This window comes from Leisingera sp. CC-HEC093, from assembly GCF_059429195.1.
Map to the genome: position 1 here is coordinate 4,044,121 of NZ_JCAIJR010000001.1, position 16,309 is coordinate 4,060,429.

General features: G+C 63.0%; 21 protein-coding genes. All 21 read right to left on the bottom strand.

Features of this window, described 5'->3' with window-relative positions; all coding sequences use genetic code 11:
* Position 1 precedes the first annotated feature (1 nt).
* The 21 genes from AC5STB_RS19905 to AC5STB_RS20005 all read right to left on the bottom strand — a co-directional run bounded on the left by AC5STB_RS19905 (position 2) and on the right by AC5STB_RS20005 (position 16,232).
* Complete coding sequence (locus AC5STB_RS19905) at positions 2-604, bottom strand: NADH-quinone oxidoreductase subunit J (protein WP_259966810.1); 603 nt, start codon at positions 602-604, stop codon at positions 2-4.
* Positions 601-1,032 (bottom strand): carboxymuconolactone decarboxylase family protein, encoded by a 432-nt coding sequence (locus AC5STB_RS19910; RefSeq protein WP_495444502.1) that lies wholly within the window; start codon positions 1,030-1,032, stop codon positions 601-603. The genes AC5STB_RS19905 and AC5STB_RS19910 overlap by 4 nt, the downstream gene beginning before the upstream one ends.
* Complete coding sequence (locus AC5STB_RS19915) at positions 1,025-1,429, bottom strand: carboxymuconolactone decarboxylase family protein (RefSeq protein WP_495444503.1); 405 nt, start codon at positions 1,427-1,429, stop codon at positions 1,025-1,027. The genes AC5STB_RS19910 and AC5STB_RS19915 overlap by 8 nt, the downstream gene beginning before the upstream one ends.
* On the bottom strand, positions 1,426-1,920 hold the full coding sequence (gene nuoI, locus AC5STB_RS19920) for an NADH-quinone oxidoreductase subunit NuoI (RefSeq protein ID WP_495444504.1): 495 nt from the start codon (positions 1,918-1,920) through the stop codon (positions 1,426-1,428). The genes AC5STB_RS19915 and nuoI overlap by 4 nt, the downstream gene beginning before the upstream one ends.
* A 3-nt stretch (positions 1,921-1,923) precedes the next feature.
* Positions 1,924-2,961 (bottom strand): NADH-quinone oxidoreductase subunit NuoH, encoded by a 1,038-nt coding sequence (gene nuoH, locus AC5STB_RS19925; RefSeq protein ID WP_027237100.1) that lies wholly within the window; start codon positions 2,959-2,961, stop codon positions 1,924-1,926.
* A gap of 6 nt (positions 2,962-2,967) precedes the next feature.
* Positions 2,968-3,354 carry a YNQ4 family lipoprotein gene (locus tag AC5STB_RS19930; RefSeq protein ID WP_495444505.1) on the bottom strand — a complete coding sequence of 129 codons (387 nt, stop codon included), beginning with the start codon at positions 3,352-3,354 and terminating at the stop codon, positions 2,968-2,970.
* The gene (gene nuoG, locus AC5STB_RS19935; protein ID WP_495444506.1) at positions 3,351-5,375 is read right to left on the bottom strand and encodes an NADH-quinone oxidoreductase subunit NuoG; all 2,025 of its coding nucleotides are present in this window, start codon (positions 5,373-5,375) and stop codon (positions 3,351-3,353) included. Before nuoG ends, AC5STB_RS19930 begins: the two co-directional genes overlap by 4 nt.
* A gap of 3 nt (positions 5,376-5,378) precedes the next feature.
* Positions 5,379-5,783 (bottom strand): DUF5333 domain-containing protein, encoded by a 405-nt coding sequence (locus AC5STB_RS19940; protein WP_495444636.1) that lies wholly within the window; start codon positions 5,781-5,783, stop codon positions 5,379-5,381.
* Between the two features lie 101 nt (positions 5,784-5,884).
* Complete coding sequence (locus tag AC5STB_RS19945) at positions 5,885-6,244, bottom strand: hypothetical protein (protein WP_495444507.1); 360 nt, start codon at positions 6,242-6,244, stop codon at positions 5,885-5,887.
* A gap of 2 nt (positions 6,245-6,246) precedes the next feature.
* Positions 6,247-6,663, bottom strand: coding sequence for an MAPEG family protein (locus AC5STB_RS19950; protein WP_495444508.1), 417 nt, complete (start codon positions 6,661-6,663; stop codon positions 6,247-6,249).
* A 3-nt stretch (positions 6,664-6,666) separates the two neighbouring features.
* Positions 6,667-7,965, bottom strand: coding sequence for an NADH-quinone oxidoreductase subunit NuoF (gene nuoF, locus AC5STB_RS19955; RefSeq protein WP_495444509.1), 1,299 nt, complete (start codon positions 7,963-7,965; stop codon positions 6,667-6,669).
* A 6-nt stretch (positions 7,966-7,971) separates the two neighbouring features.
* Positions 7,972-8,199 (bottom strand): DUF5337 domain-containing protein, encoded by a 228-nt coding sequence (locus AC5STB_RS19960; protein WP_495444510.1) that lies wholly within the window; start codon positions 8,197-8,199, stop codon positions 7,972-7,974.
* Positions 8,200-8,243: 44 nt separating this feature from the next.
* Positions 8,244-9,431: an NADH-quinone oxidoreductase subunit E gene (locus AC5STB_RS19965; RefSeq protein ID WP_495444511.1), complete on the bottom strand. Its 1,188-nt coding sequence runs from the start codon at positions 9,429-9,431 to the stop codon at positions 8,244-8,246.
* Positions 9,431-10,654, bottom strand: coding sequence for an NADH-quinone oxidoreductase subunit D (locus AC5STB_RS19970; RefSeq protein ID WP_495444512.1), 1,224 nt, complete (start codon positions 10,652-10,654; stop codon positions 9,431-9,433). The genes AC5STB_RS19965 and AC5STB_RS19970 overlap by 1 nt, the downstream gene beginning before the upstream one ends.
* A complete protein-coding gene (locus AC5STB_RS19975) occupies positions 10,654-10,812 on the bottom strand; it encodes a hypothetical protein (protein ID WP_495444513.1) in 159 nt (52 codons plus the stop codon). The genes AC5STB_RS19970 and AC5STB_RS19975 overlap by 1 nt, the downstream gene beginning before the upstream one ends.
* Positions 10,809-11,414 carry an NADH-quinone oxidoreductase subunit C gene (locus tag AC5STB_RS19980; protein WP_495444514.1) on the bottom strand — a complete coding sequence of 202 codons (606 nt, stop codon included), beginning with the start codon at positions 11,412-11,414 and terminating at the stop codon, positions 10,809-10,811. The genes AC5STB_RS19975 and AC5STB_RS19980 overlap by 4 nt, the downstream gene beginning before the upstream one ends.
* Positions 11,415-11,431: 17 nt before the next feature.
* Positions 11,432-11,965, bottom strand: coding sequence for a NuoB/complex I 20 kDa subunit family protein (locus tag AC5STB_RS19985; RefSeq protein ID WP_495444515.1), 534 nt, complete (start codon positions 11,963-11,965; stop codon positions 11,432-11,434).
* On the bottom strand, positions 11,956-12,321 hold the full coding sequence (locus AC5STB_RS19990; protein ID WP_495444516.1) for an NADH-quinone oxidoreductase subunit A: 366 nt from the start codon (positions 12,319-12,321) through the stop codon (positions 11,956-11,958). Before AC5STB_RS19990 ends, AC5STB_RS19985 begins: the two co-directional genes overlap by 10 nt.
* A 233-nt stretch (positions 12,322-12,554) precedes the next feature.
* The gene (locus AC5STB_RS19995) at positions 12,555-13,337 is read right to left on the bottom strand and encodes a crotonase/enoyl-CoA hydratase family protein (RefSeq protein WP_495444517.1); all 783 of its coding nucleotides are present in this window, start codon (positions 13,335-13,337) and stop codon (positions 12,555-12,557) included.
* 20 nt (positions 13,338-13,357) lie between these two features.
* A complete protein-coding gene (locus AC5STB_RS20000; RefSeq protein WP_495444637.1) occupies positions 13,358-14,215 on the bottom strand; it encodes a hydroxymethylglutaryl-CoA lyase in 858 nt (285 codons plus the stop codon).
* A 79-nt stretch (positions 14,216-14,294) separates the two neighbouring features.
* Positions 14,295-16,232: an acetyl/propionyl/methylcrotonyl-CoA carboxylase subunit alpha gene (locus AC5STB_RS20005; RefSeq protein WP_495444518.1), complete on the bottom strand. Its 1,938-nt coding sequence runs from the start codon at positions 16,230-16,232 to the stop codon at positions 14,295-14,297.
* Between the last annotated feature and the right edge of the window lie 77 nt (positions 16,233-16,309).

The window sequence follows — 16,309 nt, forward strand, 5'->3', positions numbered from 1 at the left end:
CTCACAGCCCCTGCCCCGGTTTCACGTCCTTGAGCTCCATCGCAACAGCCGGGTCGCGCATCATCTGGGCAACCACGTCCTGGCGCTTGACGTCGGTGCGGTGGCGCAAGGTCAGCACGATCGCACCGATCATCGCCACCAGCAGGATCAGGCCCGCCAGCTGGAACAGAAGGAAATATTGGTCATAAATGATGAGGCCCAGGGCCTCGGTGTTGTGGCGGTCGGCGGGCACCGGATTGGCCAGCAGTTCCGGCGCCTTATGCGCGGTTTCCCAGACGCCGAAGGCCATCACGAACTGCATCAGGATCACCAGGCCAATGAGCAGCGCCAACGGCATGTATTTCGCCATCTCCGCCTTCAGTTCGGCAAAATCCACGTCCAGCATCATCACCACAAACAGGAACAGCACCGCGACCGCGCCCACGTAGACGATGACAAGCAGCATGGCGACGAATTCCGCCCCCAGCAGCACAAACAGTCCGGCCGAGGAAAGAAAGGCCAGGATCAGCCACAGCACCGAATGCACCGGCTGGCGGCTGATCACGGTGAACAGCCCGCCGGTGATGGCGCTGATGGCGAAGAGGTAGAAGGCAAAAACGCTCATGTCTCATCGTCCTTGTTGTCGTCCATGACCGCTTGCGCCAGATCCAGCGCCCGGTTCATGGCCGGAATGCCGGCAAAAACCGACATCTGTCCGATCGTTTCCACGATCTCTTGTTTCTTGGCGCCTGCCGCGAGGGCGTGGCGCACGGTCTGGCGCACGGCACTGTCAGCCTGCGCGCCCTGCATCGTCAGCCCGGCCAATGTCAGCAGCAGCCGGGTCTTGGCATCCAGCCCGTCCTTGTTGACGGTGTTGCCGAACATCATTTCCATGACCTCTTTGGGCATGGTGGGCCACAGCGCCTCGAACTCCTTGAACGCCTCGGAGGGCGAGAAGTTCTCCAGCGCCGGATTGAAGGCCTTGGCCATCTCCTGCGCCTGGGTCTGCATCTGGGCCATCATGGCCTCGAAAGGGTTCTTGGGATCAGTCATCCGCGGCCTCCTCCGCTTCGAACACCTCGATTGCGGCGTTCAGCGCATTGATCATCGACGGCAGCCCGCCATAAAGCGCCATCTGAAAGATGATCTCGGAGATCTCCTCGCGGCTTGCCCCCACAGCGCGGGCGCTGGCGACATTCACTTTCAGCTGCGGACGGGTCTGGCCGCCAAGCGCAGCCAATGCCGCCACGGTGGCCAGCAGGCGGGTTTTCTCATCCACCGTGCCGCGGGTGTAGAACTGGCCATAGGCCACATCCACAATGGTCCGCGACAGCCCCGGAACCAGAGCGTCGTAACGGGCCTGCAAAGCCTCCTCCATGCCGGGGTTGACCTGTTCGGACAGAGCCTTGCCGCGGGCATAGGTATCGGTATGAAGCGCGTCTGCGGTCATCGGTACGGCGCGTCGATTTCCAGGTTGCGGGCGATCTCGGCTTCCCAGCGTTCCCCGTTCGCCAGCAGCTTGTCCTTGTCGTAGAACAGCTCCTCGCGGGTCTCGGTGGCGAACTCGAAGTTCGGGCCTTCGACAATTGCGTCCACCGGGCAGGCTTCCTGGCAGAAGCCGCAGTAGATGCATTTGGTCATGTCGATGTCATAACGCGTGGTGCGGCGGCTGCCGTCCTCGCGCGGTTCCGCGTCGATGGTGATCGCCTGCGCCGGACAGACCGCCTCGCACAGCTTGCAGGCAATGCAGCGCTCTTCGCCGTTCGGGTAACGGCGCAGCGCGTGCTCACCGCGGAAGCGGGGCGACAGCGGGCCCTTCTCGTGCGGGTAGTTCAGGGTGGCCTTGGGGGCGAAGAAGTACTTCAGCCCCAGTTTGAAGCCGACCCAGAAATCCTGCAGCAGGAAGTATTTGGCGGCGCGGGTGTAGTCGATGTTCGCCATCAGTTAGCCTCCCACGGTCCAGCGGGCGAAGATGCCCCAGAACCAGTCAAATTTTGCAGCAAAGGACACGAAAACCACCCAGGCCAGCGAGAACGGCAGGAACACTTTCCAGCCCAGGCGCATCAGCTGGTCGTAGCGGTAGCGCGGGGTGATCGCCTTTACCATTGCGAAAAGGAAGAAGAAGAACGCCATCTTGCCGACCATCCACAGGACGCCATCGGGCAGGCCCGGGATCGGGGACAGCCAGCCGCCGAAGAACAGCAGGGTTGTCAGCGCGCACATCAGGAAGATGGCGATGTATTCCCCGGCCATGAACAAGAGGAACGGGGTCGCCGAGTATTCCACCTGGTAGCCCGCGACCAGTTCCGATTCCGCTTCCGGCAGGTCGAACGGCGGCCGGTTGGTTTCTGCCAGCGCCGAGATGAAGAACAGGAAGACCATCGGGAAATGCGGGATCCAGTACCAGTTCAAAAGGCCCAGATCGCCGTCCTGCGCACGTACAATGTCGCCAAAGTTCATCGAACCGGTGGAGATGATCACGCCGATGATGATCAGGCCGATGGAGACCTCGTAAGAGATCATCTGCGCGGCGGAGCGAAGGGAGCCGAGGAACGGGTATTTCGAGTTCGACGCCCAGCCGCCCATGATCACGCCGTAAACCTCCAAGCTGGAGACCGCGAAGACATAGAGGATGGCGACGTTGATGTCCGACAGAACCCAGCCGTCGTTGAACGGGATCACCGCCCAGGCGATCATCGCCAGCACAAAGGAGGTCATCGGCGCCAGGATGAAGACGGTACGGTCGGCACCGGCCGGGATCACCACCTCCTTGACCACATATTTCAGCGCGTCGGCCACCGATTGCAGCAGGCCGTAGACGCCCACCACGTTCGGGCCCCGGCGCATCTGGACCGCGGCCCAGATCTTACGGTCCCCGTAGACGAGGAACAGGAGCGAGATCATCACAAAGGCAACAACTGCAAGCACTTGCGCCAGGATCAGAACAGCGATGCCGCCTGGAGTGTTAAAGAAATCAGCCATAGGTCCTCACACCGTGGGTATTCCGTTTGCCGCACAATCCGCGACCACGACTTCGGCGTCGATGGTGCGCAGCCCGCGCGGCAGAGAGGGCGAAATCAGATAGACCGCGTCAGCGGTCCGGCTGCCCCCTGCCTGTGTCATTGTTGTGCGCACATGGCGCGCAAACCCGTAGTCCCGGATCAGCGCATATTGCGCGGCGGCGCATTCCGCATAGTTATCAAGATCGCCGTCCGTGCGCGTCCCGCGCATGGAGACGTGAAATTGCACCAGATCGCCCTCCAGCAGACTGGTTTCCACCCCTTCGTAGACAGGAGCGGGCCGTGCGCCTTCTGTGCCTGGCGCCATTGCGCAGGCGGCCAGCAGAAACGGCGTTATGAGGGCGAAGCGGATCATTCGGCGGCCAGCTTCCCGGTTTCGCGGGATTTCACGCCTGCCGACAGTTCCGCCATCAATTGGGATGCGCGGGCGATCGGGTTGGTCAGGTAGAAATCCTTGATCGCGGGCAGGAAATCGGCGTTGCCGAGTTTGTCCTGCTCCAGCGGCTCGCCGTCTTTCTCCGCCACTTCGTCGATCCGGGCCAGATGCGGAACCTCTGCCACCAGCGCCTGGCGCAGTTGTGCCAGCGAGTCATAGCCCAGCTTGGCATCCGCTTCAGCGCTCAGCGCGCGCAGGATGGCCCAGTTTTCCTTGGCCTCACCCGGCGCAAATGCAGCACGCATTGCCAGCTGGGGGCGGCCTTCGGTGTTCACAAACAACCCGTTTTCCTCGGTATAGGCTGCACCTGGCAGGATCACATCGGCGCGGTGCGCGCCGCGGTCGCCGTGGCTGCCCTGGTAGATCACGAATGCGCCTGCATCGATTTCCACCTCATCGGCGCCGAGGTTGTAGATCACCTCTGCCCCGTCGATGGCTGCTTCCATGCCGCCTTCGGTCACGGCGCCGACGTCCATCGCACCCACGCGGGAGGCGGCAGTGTGCAGCACCATGAGCTTGGAGCCGGACAGCTCCGCCATCTTCTGGGCGGCGGCCATCACGGCCAGGCCATCGGCCTCGCGCAGGGCGGCCTGTCCCACGATGATCAAGGTTTTCTTGTTGTCGCGGGTCTCTTCCGAGACGCCCTTGTCGATCATATCGCTGAGCGCGTCGCGGCCGGTGCCGGCGTGGTAGTATTCATAGGTCAGATCCGCTGCGGGTCCGATCAGCGCCACTTCGGCACCATTGGCCCAGGCCTTGCGGATACGGGCATTCAGCACCGGCGCCTCGTCGCGCGGGTTAGTGCCGATCAGCAGGATCATCTCTGCGTCATCGAGGTCTTCGATTGTGGCGGTGCCGGCATAGCCTGCGCGGTTGCCAATCGGCAGGCGGGCGTTGTCGGTGCGGCATTCAACCTTGCCGCCCAGGCCCTCGACCAGCTGCTTCAGGGCAAAAGCGGCCTCAACCGGGGCCAAATCGCCGATCAGACCGGCAACCTTCTTGCCCTTGATGGCTGCGGCGGCCGCTGACAGGGCCTCGGCCCAGGTGGCAGGCTTCAGCTTGCCGTCGACGCGCACGTAGGGGCGGTCCAGGCGCTGGCGGCGCAGGCCGTCCCAGACAAAGCGGGTTTTGTCGCTGATCCATTCCTCGTTCACGCCGTCGTGGTTGCGCGGCAGGATCCGCATCACTTCGCGGCCTTTGGTATCCACGCGGATGTTCGACCCCAGCGCATCCATCACGTCGATGGTTTCGGTCTTGGTCAGCTCCCACGGGCGGGCCGAGAAGGCGTACGGCTTTGAGGTCAGAGCGCCGACCGGGCACAGGTCAATGATATTGCCCTGCAGGTTCGACTGCAGCGTCTGGTTCAGGTAGGAAGTGATCTCTGCATCCTCACCGCGGCCGGTCTGGCCCATCTGGGTGATGCCCGCGACCTCAGTGGTGAAGCGCACGCAGCGGGTGCAGGAAATACAGCGGGTCATGGTGGTGGCGACAAGCGGGCCAAGGTCCAGATCGTCCACCGCGCGCTTGGCTTCCTTGAAGCGGCTGCCCGACAGGCCATAGGCCATCGCCTGGTCCTGCAGGTCGCATTCGCCGCCCTGGTCGCAGATCGGGCAATCCAGCGGGTGGTTGATCAGCATGAATTCCATCACGCCTTCGCGGGCCTTCTTGACCATCGGCGAGTTGGTTTTCACCTGCGGCGCCTGGCCTTCGGGGCCAGGGCGCAGATCGCGCACCTGCATCGCGCAGGACGCGGCGGGCTTCGGTGGGCCGCCAACAACCTCAACCAGGCACATGCGGCAGTTGCCGGCAATCGACAGCCGCTCATGGTAGCAGAAACGCGGGATCTCGACGCCGGCTTCTTCGCAGGCCTGGATCAGGGTCATCGCCCCATCCACCTCGATCTCGGTTCCGTCAATGTTGATCTTGCGGAGGTCAGACATGGTCTATTTCGCCCTCAGTAACACGCCGATCGCGCTGTTTTTCTCAATCTCTGCGCGGCCATAGGCGCAGAAGGTTTCGGGTTTGCCGTAGTCAACGCCGTTCTGCTCCAGGAGCTGCTCGCCCTTGGCGCGCATGCGGTCCTTTTCGGCATCGGCTTCGATGTAGTCGCGGATTTCCGCGTCCGAATAGCCCAGTTCATTCGCCCGCGCTTTGAGCCGGCGCAACTCGCCCAGCCCTTTCAGATACCGCGGAGAGATATCGTCGCAGTAATCCGAGACTTCCTTGGCCACGGCGACGGCAAACAGCGGGTCTTCGATTTCCTGCACATCGCGCAGCGACGGCTTGGCCAGCGCCGAGGCCGGCAGGGCAACAATGGTGGACAGGGCAACGGCAATCAGGGCACGCATGGCATGGGTCTCCTTCAGTTTCGAAGCCCCCATGCGCAGCCGCGCGCTGCTGCTATGCAATAGCAGCCGGGCCGCAAGACCCTGATATGCCGGAAATCCGCTCACGGGGTGCAGGTTCCCTGAAAGAGGGCGCGGCCATCGGTGATGGTCAGCGGCACGTCTTCGTTGCGCGGGTCGTTGGCCCAATCAATCTTGGAGGAGCCGAAGTTCACCACGCAATAGGTGGTGCCGCCATGGGCCGCCGCCTCGCGTGCGCCCGCCAGCGACCGCTCGACACCCTTGATGTCGATCTGAAACAAGGCCGGATCGGCTTTTTTGTCGATCGGCTTCGCCTTGGCCTTGAACGGCACGCCGTCATACAGCGTCCGGCTCTTGTTGGTGACGGAGGTGCCGCAGGCCGTGACCAGCGCCAAGGCCGCCAGGCAGGCCGCAGGCACGGCCATCCGGTATGTCTTCATCATGCTCAAAATACTGCCGCCAATGCCAGGATTGCCAAACCTGCCATGCAGGCCCAGCCGGTAACGTAGAATACAGAGCGCAGACCGCCATGCGGCTTGCCGGTGCCCTGCAGGTGAATGAAAATCATGATACCCCGGGCAACCACCGCCACAGAGGCCAGCAGGTTCACCCAGAACGGTGCCGCGCCCGCCAGAATTGCCACCAGTGTCACAGTCAGGAAGGCAGGCAACGTCTCGCAGCCGTTCAGATAGGCGCGGTTCAGCCGGTAGGCCTTATCCGCATAATCCTCCCGCGGGGTGGCCCCCGGTGCGAGACCCGCCTTCTGCTTGGCCAGCGCCGAAAACGGCGACAGCGCCAGGGTGATCAGGGTAAAGATCACCAGCGCGGCCAGAGCGTGGGAATATGCAGCAAAGACGTCCATCAGTTATTCCGCCGCCATCGCGCCCATGCGGCCAGTCTTCTGGGCCCTGATACGGTCTTCGATTTCCTCGCGGAAGTTCTTGATCAAGCCCTGGATCGGCCAGGCCGCCGCATCGCCGAGGGCGCAGATGGTGTGGCCTTCGACCTGCTTGGTCACGTCCCACAGCATGTCGATTTCTTCCAGCTCTGCCTCGCCCTTTACCAAGCGGTCCATGACGCGCATCATCCAGCCGGTGCCTTCGCGGCACGGGGTGCACTGGCCGCAGCTTTCGTGCTTGTAGAACTTGGACAGGCGCCAGATCGCCTTTATGATGTCGGTCTGCTTGTCCATCACGATGACCGCCGCGGTACCAAGGCCCGAGCCCAGCTCGCCGCGCAGGTAGTCGAAATCCATGATTGCGTCGCGCATGTTCTCGCCGCGCACACACGGCACCGACGAGCCGCCGGGGATCACTGCCAAGAGGTTGTCCCAGCCGCCGCGGATGCCGCCGCAATGCTTCTCGATCAACTCCTCGAACCCGATCGACATCGCTTCTTCAACGACACACGGGTTGTTGACATGGCCGGAGATCGCAAACAGCTTGGTGCCCGCGTTGTTCTGGCGCCCGAAGGAAGCGAACCAGTCGGCGCCGCGGCGCAGGATGGTCGGGACAACGGCGATGGATTCCACGTTGTTCACCGTGGTCGGGCAGCCGTAAAGGCCCGCGCCTGCCGGGAACGGCGGCTTCATCCGGGGCATGCCCTTCTTGCCCTCAAGGCTTTCGATCAACGCGGTTTCCTCGCCGCAGATATAGGCCCCTGCCCCGTGGTGCAGGAAGACGTCGAAGTCCCAGCCTGAACCAGCCGCGTTCTTGCCCAGGAGGCCCTGATCGTAGCATTCGTCGATGGCGGCCTGCAGCGCCTCGCGCTCGCGGATGTATTCGCCGCGCAGGTAGATGTAGCAGGTATGCGCGTTCATCGCGAAGGAGGCGATCAGCGCGCCCTCAATCAGCGTGTGCGGATCGTGGCGCATAATCTCGCGGTCTTTGCAGGTGCCAGGCTCGGATTCATCGGCGTTGATCACCAGATACGCGGGACGGCCATCGCTTTCCTTGGGCATGAACGACCATTTGAGGCCAGTTGGGAAACCGGCACCGCCACGGCCGCGCAGGCCGCTGTCCTTCATGGTCTGAACGATCCAGTCGCGGCCCTTTTCGATGATGCCGGCGGTGCCATCCCAATGGCCGCGCGCCTTGGCGCCCGCCAGGTTGCGGTCGTGCATTCCGTAAAGGTTGGTAAAGATCCGGTCCTGATCCTTCAGCATGTGTGCCTACCTTTGGCTGTCCTGACGCATGCGCCAGAGTTGAAATATGTTGACCAGGGCATAGATCATGCCCGCCAGCGCGGCGAAGTCGAACAAGAGCGCATAACGCCCCGGCAGCCCCAGCATGGGGCCGATGAACAGCGAAACGGCGACCCACAGCGAGATAGTCCCAGCAATCACCAATGCGATGTGCCGGCCTTTTGCTGCGATGGCCTGTTCCTGTTCCTTGCTCATCTGTTCCCTATCACCCGCAGGCAGCCCGGCCGGGCCGCATCCGATCAGTCTTCTTTTTCGTCGTAGATGTGCTCTTCTTTGGCACGCTTCGCAAACTCGGTCTCGTCACCCACCGCCAGCCTTTTGGCCTGTGTGATCCAGCCGTCCCTTTCGATCCGGCCTTTGAATGTGAGCCTGGCATCGACCCACGCGACTTCGGCCTCAGTCCATTCGGCGATCTGGTCAAAGTGGAAGAAACCCAGTTCGTTGAGCTTTTCTTCCAGTTTGGGGCCGACACCCTTCAGCAGCTTCAGGTCATCCGGCAGACCGCCGCGGGCCTCTTTCAGGATTTCCGGCTGGCTTTCCACTTCAGCGCTATCAGCTGCAGGTTTCGCTGCAGCGCCCTCGGGCGAAGCCGGTTCAGCGGTGTCCGCTTTCTTCGGGGCAGCCTTGGCCGCTTCCTCCGCCTGCTTCACAGCAGGTTTGGGGGCTTCCGGCGCCTTTGGCGGCTGGCCTTCGGCGGCGCGGCCGGCAACGACGCCGTCCTTGCCGACCCACGGGGTCAGCAGCGGCACTTCATCGCCCTGGATGCGCTTGACGCCATCTTTGATGTCCATCGCCAGTTGCACGCTCGCGTTGTACTGCGTCTTGCCGCTGTCAAAGTCGGTCAGTGTGGTCAGGCCTGACTTTGGCTCCGCCGCATAACGGCCGTTCTGAGGGCCGGGCGTGACGTCCTTGCCCGCCGCCAAATCGTCCAGCAGCTTGGTGAAGCTCTCGACGGTCAGGTCCTCGTAGTAATCCTTGCCGATCTGTGCCATCGGGGCGTTGGTGCAGGCGCCGAGGCACTCGACCTCTTCCCAGGTGAACTTGCCGTCCGCCGACAGGGTGTGCGGCGTCCCGGCGATCTTCTCCTTGCAGACCGCAACCAGGTCCTCTGCCCCGCAGATCATGCAGGACGTGGTGCCGCAGATCTGGATATTGGCAACGGACCCTGTCGGTTGCATCTGGAACATGAAGTAGAAAGAGGTGACTTCCAGCACCCGGATATAGGCCATGTCCAGCATGTCCGCGATGTGCTCGATGGCGGGTTTGGTGACCCAGCCTTCCTGCTCCTGCGCCCGCCACAAAAGCGGAATGACCGCGGAGGCCTGGCGCCCCTCAGGATATTTGGTGATCTGTGCCTCAGCCCAGGCCCGGTTGGCCGGGGTGAAGGCAAAGCTGTCGGGTTGTTCGGAATGCAGACGGCGAAGCATTAGCGGTCAATCTCTCCAAATACGACGTCCATAGTGCCGATGATGGCGGCGACGTCGGCCAGCTGGTGGCCCTTGGCAACGTGGTCCATCGCCTGCAGGTGCAGGAACCCGGGCGCGCGGATCTTGGAGCGGTAGGGCTTGTTGGACCCGTCCGCCACCAGATAGACGCCGAACTCGCCCTTGGGCGCCTCGACGGCGGCGTAGACCTCGCCCGCGGGGACGTGGAAACCTTCGGTGTAGAGCTTGAAATGGTGAATCAGGCTTTCCATCGAGGTCTTCATGTCGCCGCGCTTGGGCGGGGACAGCTTGCCGCGCGCCATCACATCGCCGGTGGCTTCGCGCAGCTTGGCAATCGCCTGGCGGATGATCGAGGTCGACTGGCGCATCTCTTCCATCCGGCAGAGGTAGCGGTCGTAGCAGTCGCCGTTCTTGCCGACAGGGATCTGGAACTCAAACTCGTCATAGCATTCATAGGGCTGCGCGCGGCGCAGGTCCCAAGCCAAGCCGGATCCGCGCACCATGACGCCGGAGAAACCGTAGTCCTGGATTTCTTTCTCGCTCACCACACCAATGTCGCAGTTACGCTGCTTGAAGATGCGGTTTTCGGTCAAGAGGCCGTCGATGTCGTCCAGCACCTTGGGGAATTCCAGCGCCCAAAGGTCGATATCATCGAGCAAGTCGTCCGGCAGGTCCTGATGCACGCCGCCGGGGCGGAAGTAGGCCGCGTGCAGGCGTGCGCCGCAGGCCCGCTCGTAGAAGATCATCAGCTTCTCGCGCTCTTCAAAGCCCCAGAGCGGCGGGGTCAGCGCGCCGACGTCCATCGCCTGCGTGGTGACGTTCAGAAGGTGGTTCAGCACCCGGCCGATTTCCGAGTACAGAACCCGGATCAACTGGCCGCGGCGCGGAACCACGGTGCCGGTCAGCTTTTCAATGGCCAGGCACCAGGCATGCTCCTGGTTCATCGGCGCCACGTAGTCGAGGCGGTCGAAATATGGCAGGTTCTGCAGGTAGGTGCGGCTTTCCATCAGCTTTTCGGTGCCGCGGTGCAACAGGCCGATATGCGGATCGCAGCGCTCAACGATTTCGCCGTCCAGTTCCAGCACCAGACGCAAAACCCCATGCGCCGCAGGGTGCTGCGGGCCAAAGTTGATGTTGAAGTTGCGGATCTTCTGCTCGCCGCTCAGCGCATCAACGCTGCCGTCGTCAAATTTGGAGCCGTCCATCATACCCGACCTCCAGCAATTGCACTGTGTCTATAGCGGCCTGTTACCAGATTGGTAACTCGTAGATTTTTTTTAAAATGTGCTTTCGCCGCATTCAGCGCGGTTGCACATCCCGCCAGAAACGTTCCCACTTCGGCCAGGGGTTCAAACCACATCATTGCGCCCCCTCCTTCTCGTCGCCAGGCAGGATGTACTCAGCACCTTCCCACGGTGACATGAAATCGAACTGGCGGTATTCCTGCACCAGCTTCACCGGCTCGTAGACCACGCGCTTCTGCGCCTCGTCATAGCGGACCTCTGTATAACCGGTGGTCGGGAAATCCTTGCGCAGCGGGTAGCCGCGGAAGCCGTAGTCGGTCAGCAGCCGGCGCAGGTCCGGGTGGCCGGAGAACAAGATACCGAACATGTCGTAGACTTCCCGCTCAAACCAGTTGGCCGAGGGGTGAACATTCACGATTGAGGGCACCATCTCATCCTCGCGCACAGCGGCGCGCAGACGGATGCGCTGGTTCCGGTACATCGACAGGAAGTGGTAGACCACGTCGAACCGCTTGGCGCGGTCCGGGTAGTCCACCGCGGTGATATCCACCAGGGTCGAAAACTTGCAGTTGGCGTCCAGCTTCAGGAATTCCACCAGACCCGCGATGTTCGAGGGTGTGACGTCGATGTTCAGCTCATCGAAGGACACATTCCAGGCCACCACGCAGTCGGGGCGTTTAGCTTCGATCTGGGCGCCCAGTTCTTTCAGTGCTTCGCTCATTTTGCCTCCGCCCTTCCTTAGCGCACCAGGGTGCCGGTGCGGCGGATCTTGCGCTGCAGCTGCATCAGGCCATACAGCAGCGCCTCAGCCGTCGGCGGGCAGCCGGGCACGTAAACGTCGACCGGCACAACCCGGTCGCAGCCGCGCACCACAGAATAGCTGTAGTGGTAATAGCCGCCGCCATTGGCGCAAGAACCCATCGAGATCACATAGCGCGGCTCGGGCATCTGGTCGTAGACCTTGCGCAGCGCAGGTGCCATCTTGTTGGTGAGGGTTCCCGCGACGATCATCACATCCGACTGGCGCGGCGAGGCGCGCGGCGCGATGCCAAAACGCTCGGCGTCATAGCGCGGCATCGAGGTGTGCATCATCTCCACCGCGCAGCACGCGAGACCGAAAGTCATCCAGTGCAAGGAACCGGTGCGCGCCCAATTGATGATGTCCTCGGCCGAAGTGAGCAGGAAGCCCTTGTCCTGAAGCTCGGCATTGATGGTCCGGGTGACAACTTCCTTGTCCACGCCCGCCGTGTTGGGTCCGGTCATCACTGCCATTCCAGGGCCCCTTTCTTCCACTCATAGGCAAAACCGATGGTCAGCACGCCCAGGAACACCATCATCGACCAGAAGCCGAGGTCGCTCATGTCCTTGAAACCGACGGCCCAGGGAAACAGGAAGGCGATTTCCAGGTCGAAAATGATGAAGAGAATCGACACCAGGTAGAACCGGACATCGAATTTCATGCGGGCATCGTCAAAGGCGTTGAAACCGCATTCGTAGGCGCTGACCTTTTCCGGGTCCGGGTTGCGGACCGCCAGGACGACGGCTGCCAGGATAAGGACAATCCCCAGACCTGCCGCGACGGCCAGGAAGACCAGGATCGGCAGGTATTCCCTCAACATCTCTTCCAAGAGCAGCTCCTTTCCCCGGGCGGATTTCCGCGCGGCGTCAATTGGCGTGTTGATTTGGACTGTGCATACCCCTGCGCCTGCGGAGCGTCAACTAAAGCGAGGTTAATCCACAGGGGTTTGGATAGAAAAAGCACTGTTGCAACACAGGGATAATTCCCAAGTGTTTTCATAAGAAAAGCGGCTGCAGGGGAAGCTGCAGCCGCCGTGAAAACGTGAGTCAGTAATACCGGTTTTCAGCTTTGCCAGACCGGTTTGCGTTTTTCGAAGAACGCCGCGATACCCTCGCCAGCCTCCGGTCCCTCCCAGCGCTCCACAAGCGCCTTGATTGTATGGTCGATCACGCCGTCATCCAGCCGCGGACCCAGATCGCGGGCCAGTTTCTTGGCTGCCGCCACTGCGCCGGGGGCGCAGTTCAGGTAGGGGGCAACCTCTGCCTCGACCGCCTCGGCCAGTTGGTCCGCAGGTACTGCCTTGGCCAGCAATCCCAGCTCCACCGCTTCCGCAGCGCCGAACAGGCGGGCCGACATGAACACCCGCCGCGCCTTGGCTTCGCCCATCCGGGCGATCACATAGGGGCCGATGGTGGCGGGAATCAGTCCCAGCTTGGTCTCGGTCAGGCCCATCTTCAGATGGTCCGCACCAATGGCCACGTCGCATACCGACGCCATTCCAACACCGCCGCCGAAGGCATTGCCCTGCACGGCGCCGATCAAGGGCTTGGGCAAAGTGTTGAGCGCCATCAGCATCTCCGCCAGCACCCGCGCCTCACGCGCGCGGGTTTCGGCATCGGCATCCATCTGCGCCCTCATCCAAGCAAGGTCGCCGCCCGCACAGAAACTTTTGCCTGCACCGGTCAGCACCACCACGCGGACGGTCTCGTCCTCCGCCAGCCGCTTCGCCGCCAGGGTCAGTTCCTGCAGCATCTGGCCGGACATGGCGTTGTGCTTCTCGGCCCGGTTCAGGGTCAGAGTGCAGACGCCGCGGGCGTCGGTGTCCAGGGTGATCGTTTCGAACATCTCGTGTCTCCGGTGAAATCTTATTGCAGGCCGCGCATGGCCCGGGCCAGCGCCGCGGCTTCTTCCAGCACCTCCGCATCCAGGCCGGTGTCATAGCCCAGTCCGGTCAAGCGCTTGTGCACCGCTTCAGTTGCCACATTGCCCGCCGCCCCCGGCGCATAGGGACAGCCGCCCAAGCCGCCGACAGCCGCATCGAACACCCGCAAGCCCTGCGCCAGCGAGGCCTCGATATTGTCGAGCGCCCGGCCCGCGGTGTCGTGGTAGTGGCCAGCAAGCTGTGCGGCGGGCACCCGCGCGGTGACAGCCTTGAGCATCGCAGTGATCGCCTCCGGGGTGCCCTGGCCGATGGTGTCGCCCAGCGAAATCTCATAACAGCCGAGAGAGAACAGCCGTTCAGCCACCTCTGCCACCTTCCCGGGCGGGGTGGCCCCGTCATAGGGGCAGTCGGTCACGCAGGAGACATAGCCCCTGACCGGCAGCCCGGTCTCCTTGGCGGCCTCCAGGATCGGCAGAAAGCGGGTGATGCTTTCTTCGATGGAGGCGTTGATATTGGCCTTGGAAAACCCTTCGGACGCGGAGGCAAAGACCGCAATTTCATCCGCCTTGGCAGCCACCGCATCCTCGTATCCGCGCATATTGGGCGTGAGCGCCGCATAGCGGACGCCGGGTGCACGGGTGAGGCCACCCAGCACCTCCGCGCTGCCCGCCATCTGCGGCACCCACTTGGGCGACACGAAGCTGGCGACCTCGATGCGCTTGAACCCGGCCCGGCTCAGGCAGTCAGTCAGCGCCACCTTTTCCGCAACCGGAATTTCGCGCTTTTCGTTCTGCAACCCGTCGCGCGGGCCAACCTCGAAGATTTCGGCAAATTCGCCCATGGGAATGCCCTCCGGCTTCATCTTTCCATAAATACTCAATCCGCAGCAGGGGCGGCAAACGCTCCGCCCCTGCTGCGGATCAGGCGTCTTCTTCTTCCAGCCGCACCAGCGCCGCGCCGGCCTCGACCTGGTCGCCGGCAGCGGCCAGCACCTCCGCCACCACGCCGTCGCGGGCGGCCAGCAGCGAATGCTCCATCTTCATCGCTTCCAGAATGGCAAGCCGGTCGCCCTCCTTCACCGTCTGGCCGGCCTCGGCAAAGACCGCCTTGACCAGACCGGGCATCGGCGCCTCGATCACGTTGCTGTCTCCGCCTGCCGCCGCATCGCGGTCCAGCGGATCAATCGCGGTGAACTCCAGCCCATAGGCGTCATGCACAGTGATCAGCGCACCGGACTGCGAGACCGCGGGCATCCGGCGCTCACCGATGCGCCACTGGCCCTGGCTGCGTTCGGCCACAACGGTTTCGCCTGCAACGGTCCACAATTGCCGGTCCGGCCCGTCCACCTGCACGTCCGCCGTGAATGCCTCACCCGCATGGGAAAGGGTAACGGCCCGGTGCAAGGGGGCCCAGAGGGTGAAGCCGGTGTCCGGCGCAGCCTCCACCAGATCCAGCGCCACCATGCCGGCGGCCGCCTTGTGGCGCAGTTCGACTTCCGGTGCAGCGGTCAGAGCATCCAGGTCGCGGGCAATCAGGCCGGTGTCCACTTCTCCACCCGCAAACCCTTCATGCGCCGCCAGTGCACCGAGGAAGGCGAGGTTGGTGACGGTGCCGCCGACTTGGGTTTCCTCCAGCGCGCGGGCCAGCCGCGACAGCGCCACCTTGCGGGTGGAGCCATGCACGATCACCTTGGAGATCATCGGGTCGTACCAAGGGCTGATGGTATCCCCTGCCCGCACACCGCTGTCGGCGCGGCACTCAGCCGGGAAGGACAGATGGGTCAGCGTGCCGGTTGCAGGCAGGAAACCCTTCGGCACGTCCTCCGCATAAAGCCGCGCTTCGAACGCGTGGCCGGTAATGGTCAGGTCTTCCTGTTCTGCAGGCAGGCTCTCGCCTGAGGCGACGCGCAGCTGCCATTCCACCAGATCGACGCCGGTGATCAGTTCCGTGACCGGATGCTCCACCTGCAGGCGGGTGTTCATTTCCATGAACCAGAACCCGTCGGTACGCAGACCGTCAGAGCCGTCAACGATGAATTCAACAGTGCCCGCGCCTTTGTAGCCGATTGCTTCGGCGGCGCGCACGCCGGCCAGACCCATCGCCTCGCGCATCTCCTCGGTCATGCCCGGCGCAGGCGCTTCCTCGATCACTTTTTGGTGGCGGCGCTGCAGCGAGCAGTCGCGTTCAAACAGATGCACCGCGTGGGTCCCGTCGCCAAAAACCTGTACTTCAATATGGCGGGGCTGCTGGATGTACTTCTCGATCAGAACGTCCGGGTTGCCAAAGGCCGTGGTCGCCTCGCCTTGGGCACTTTTGAGGGCATCAGCGAATTCACCGGGTTTTTCGACCAGCCGCATCCCTTTGCCGCCGCCGCCGGCAACCGCCTTGATCAGCACCGGATAGCCGATCTTCTCCGCCTCGCCAGCCAGAAACTCCGGGTCCTGATTGGCGCCGTGGTAGCCCGGCACCACCGGCACGCCGGCCTCCTCCATCAGCGCCTTGGCGGCGTCCTTGAGGCCCATTTTGCGGATCGCATCCGCCGACGGCCCGATGAAGGAGAGGCCAGCAGCCTCAACCGCCTCGACGAACTTCGGGTTTTCCGACAGAAAGCCATAGCCCGGGTGGATCGCCTGGGCACCGGTTTCCTGTGCTACGCGGATGATCTCATCACCCTTCAAATAGCTGTCCGCCGGGGCCGGGCCGCCGATGTGCACGGCCTCATCCGCCAGCGCCACATGTTTGGAAGCGGCATCGGCGTCGGAGTAAACAGCCACGGTCCGCACGCCCATAGCGCGGGCGGTTTCCATCACGCGGCAGGCGATTTCGCCGCGGTTGGCAATCAGGATCTTGTCAAACATGGGGTTGGTCCTTTGTCTGGATCTCTGGACCGGGGGCTGCCTGCCCCCGGACCCCCGGGGATATTTCTGGCCAGAAG

Bases quoted from the DNA above. Each gene is read 5' to 3' on its own strand.
- nuoI (WP_495444504.1), bottom strand. From the start codon at position 1,920: ATGGCGAACATCGACTACACCCGCGCCGCCAAATACTTCCTGCTGCAG.
- AC5STB_RS19905 (WP_259966810.1), bottom strand. From the start codon at position 604: ATGAGCGTTTTTGCCTTCTACCTCTTCGCCATCAGCGCCATCACCGGC.
- AC5STB_RS19995 (WP_495444517.1), bottom strand. From the start codon at position 13,337: ATGTTCGAAACGATCACCCTGGACACCGACGCCCGCGGCGTCTGCACT.
- AC5STB_RS19910 (WP_495444502.1), bottom strand. From the start codon at position 1,032: ATGACTGATCCCAAGAACCCTTTCGAGGCCATGATGGCCCAGATGCAG.
- AC5STB_RS19945 (WP_495444507.1), bottom strand. From the start codon at position 6,244: ATGATGAAGACATACCGGATGGCCGTGCCTGCGGCCTGCCTGGCGGCC.
- AC5STB_RS19940 (WP_495444636.1), bottom strand. From the start codon at position 5,783: ATGCGTGCCCTGATTGCCGTTGCCCTGTCCACCATTGTTGCCCTGCCG.
- AC5STB_RS19985 (WP_495444515.1), bottom strand. From the start codon at position 11,965: ATGGCAGTGATGACCGGACCCAACACGGCGGGCGTGGACAAGGAAGTT.
- AC5STB_RS19965 (WP_495444511.1), bottom strand. From the start codon at position 9,431: ATGCTTCGCCGTCTGCATTCCGAACAACCCGACAGCTTTGCCTTCACC.
- AC5STB_RS19970 (WP_495444512.1), bottom strand. From the start codon at position 10,654: ATGGACGGCTCCAAATTTGACGACGGCAGCGTTGATGCGCTGAGCGGC.
- AC5STB_RS19950 (WP_495444508.1), bottom strand. From the start codon at position 6,663: ATGGACGTCTTTGCTGCATATTCCCACGCTCTGGCCGCGCTGGTGATC.
- AC5STB_RS19975 (WP_495444513.1), bottom strand. From the start codon at position 10,812: ATGATGTGGTTTGAACCCCTGGCCGAAGTGGGAACGTTTCTGGCGGGA.
- AC5STB_RS20005 (WP_495444518.1), bottom strand. From the start codon at position 16,232: ATGTTTGACAAGATCCTGATTGCCAACCGCGGCGAAATCGCCTGCCGC.
- AC5STB_RS19960 (WP_495444510.1), bottom strand. From the start codon at position 8,199: ATGAGCAAGGAACAGGAACAGGCCATCGCAGCAAAAGGCCGGCACATC.
- nuoG (WP_495444506.1), bottom strand. From the start codon at position 5,375: ATGTCTGACCTCCGCAAGATCAACATTGACGGAACCGAGATCGAGGTG.
- AC5STB_RS20000 (WP_495444637.1), bottom strand. From the start codon at position 14,215: ATGGGCGAATTTGCCGAAATCTTCGAGGTTGGCCCGCGCGACGGGTTG.
- AC5STB_RS19915 (WP_495444503.1), bottom strand. From the start codon at position 1,429: ATGACCGCAGACGCGCTTCATACCGATACCTATGCCCGCGGCAAGGCT.
- nuoH (WP_027237100.1), bottom strand. From the start codon at position 2,961: ATGGCTGATTTCTTTAACACTCCAGGCGGCATCGCTGTTCTGATCCTG.
- AC5STB_RS19980 (WP_495444514.1), bottom strand. From the start codon at position 11,414: ATGAGCGAAGCACTGAAAGAACTGGGCGCCCAGATCGAAGCTAAACGC.
- AC5STB_RS19930 (WP_495444505.1), bottom strand. From the start codon at position 3,354: ATGATCCGCTTCGCCCTCATAACGCCGTTTCTGCTGGCCGCCTGCGCA.
- nuoF (WP_495444509.1), bottom strand. From the start codon at position 7,965: ATGCTGAAGGATCAGGACCGGATCTTTACCAACCTTTACGGAATGCAC.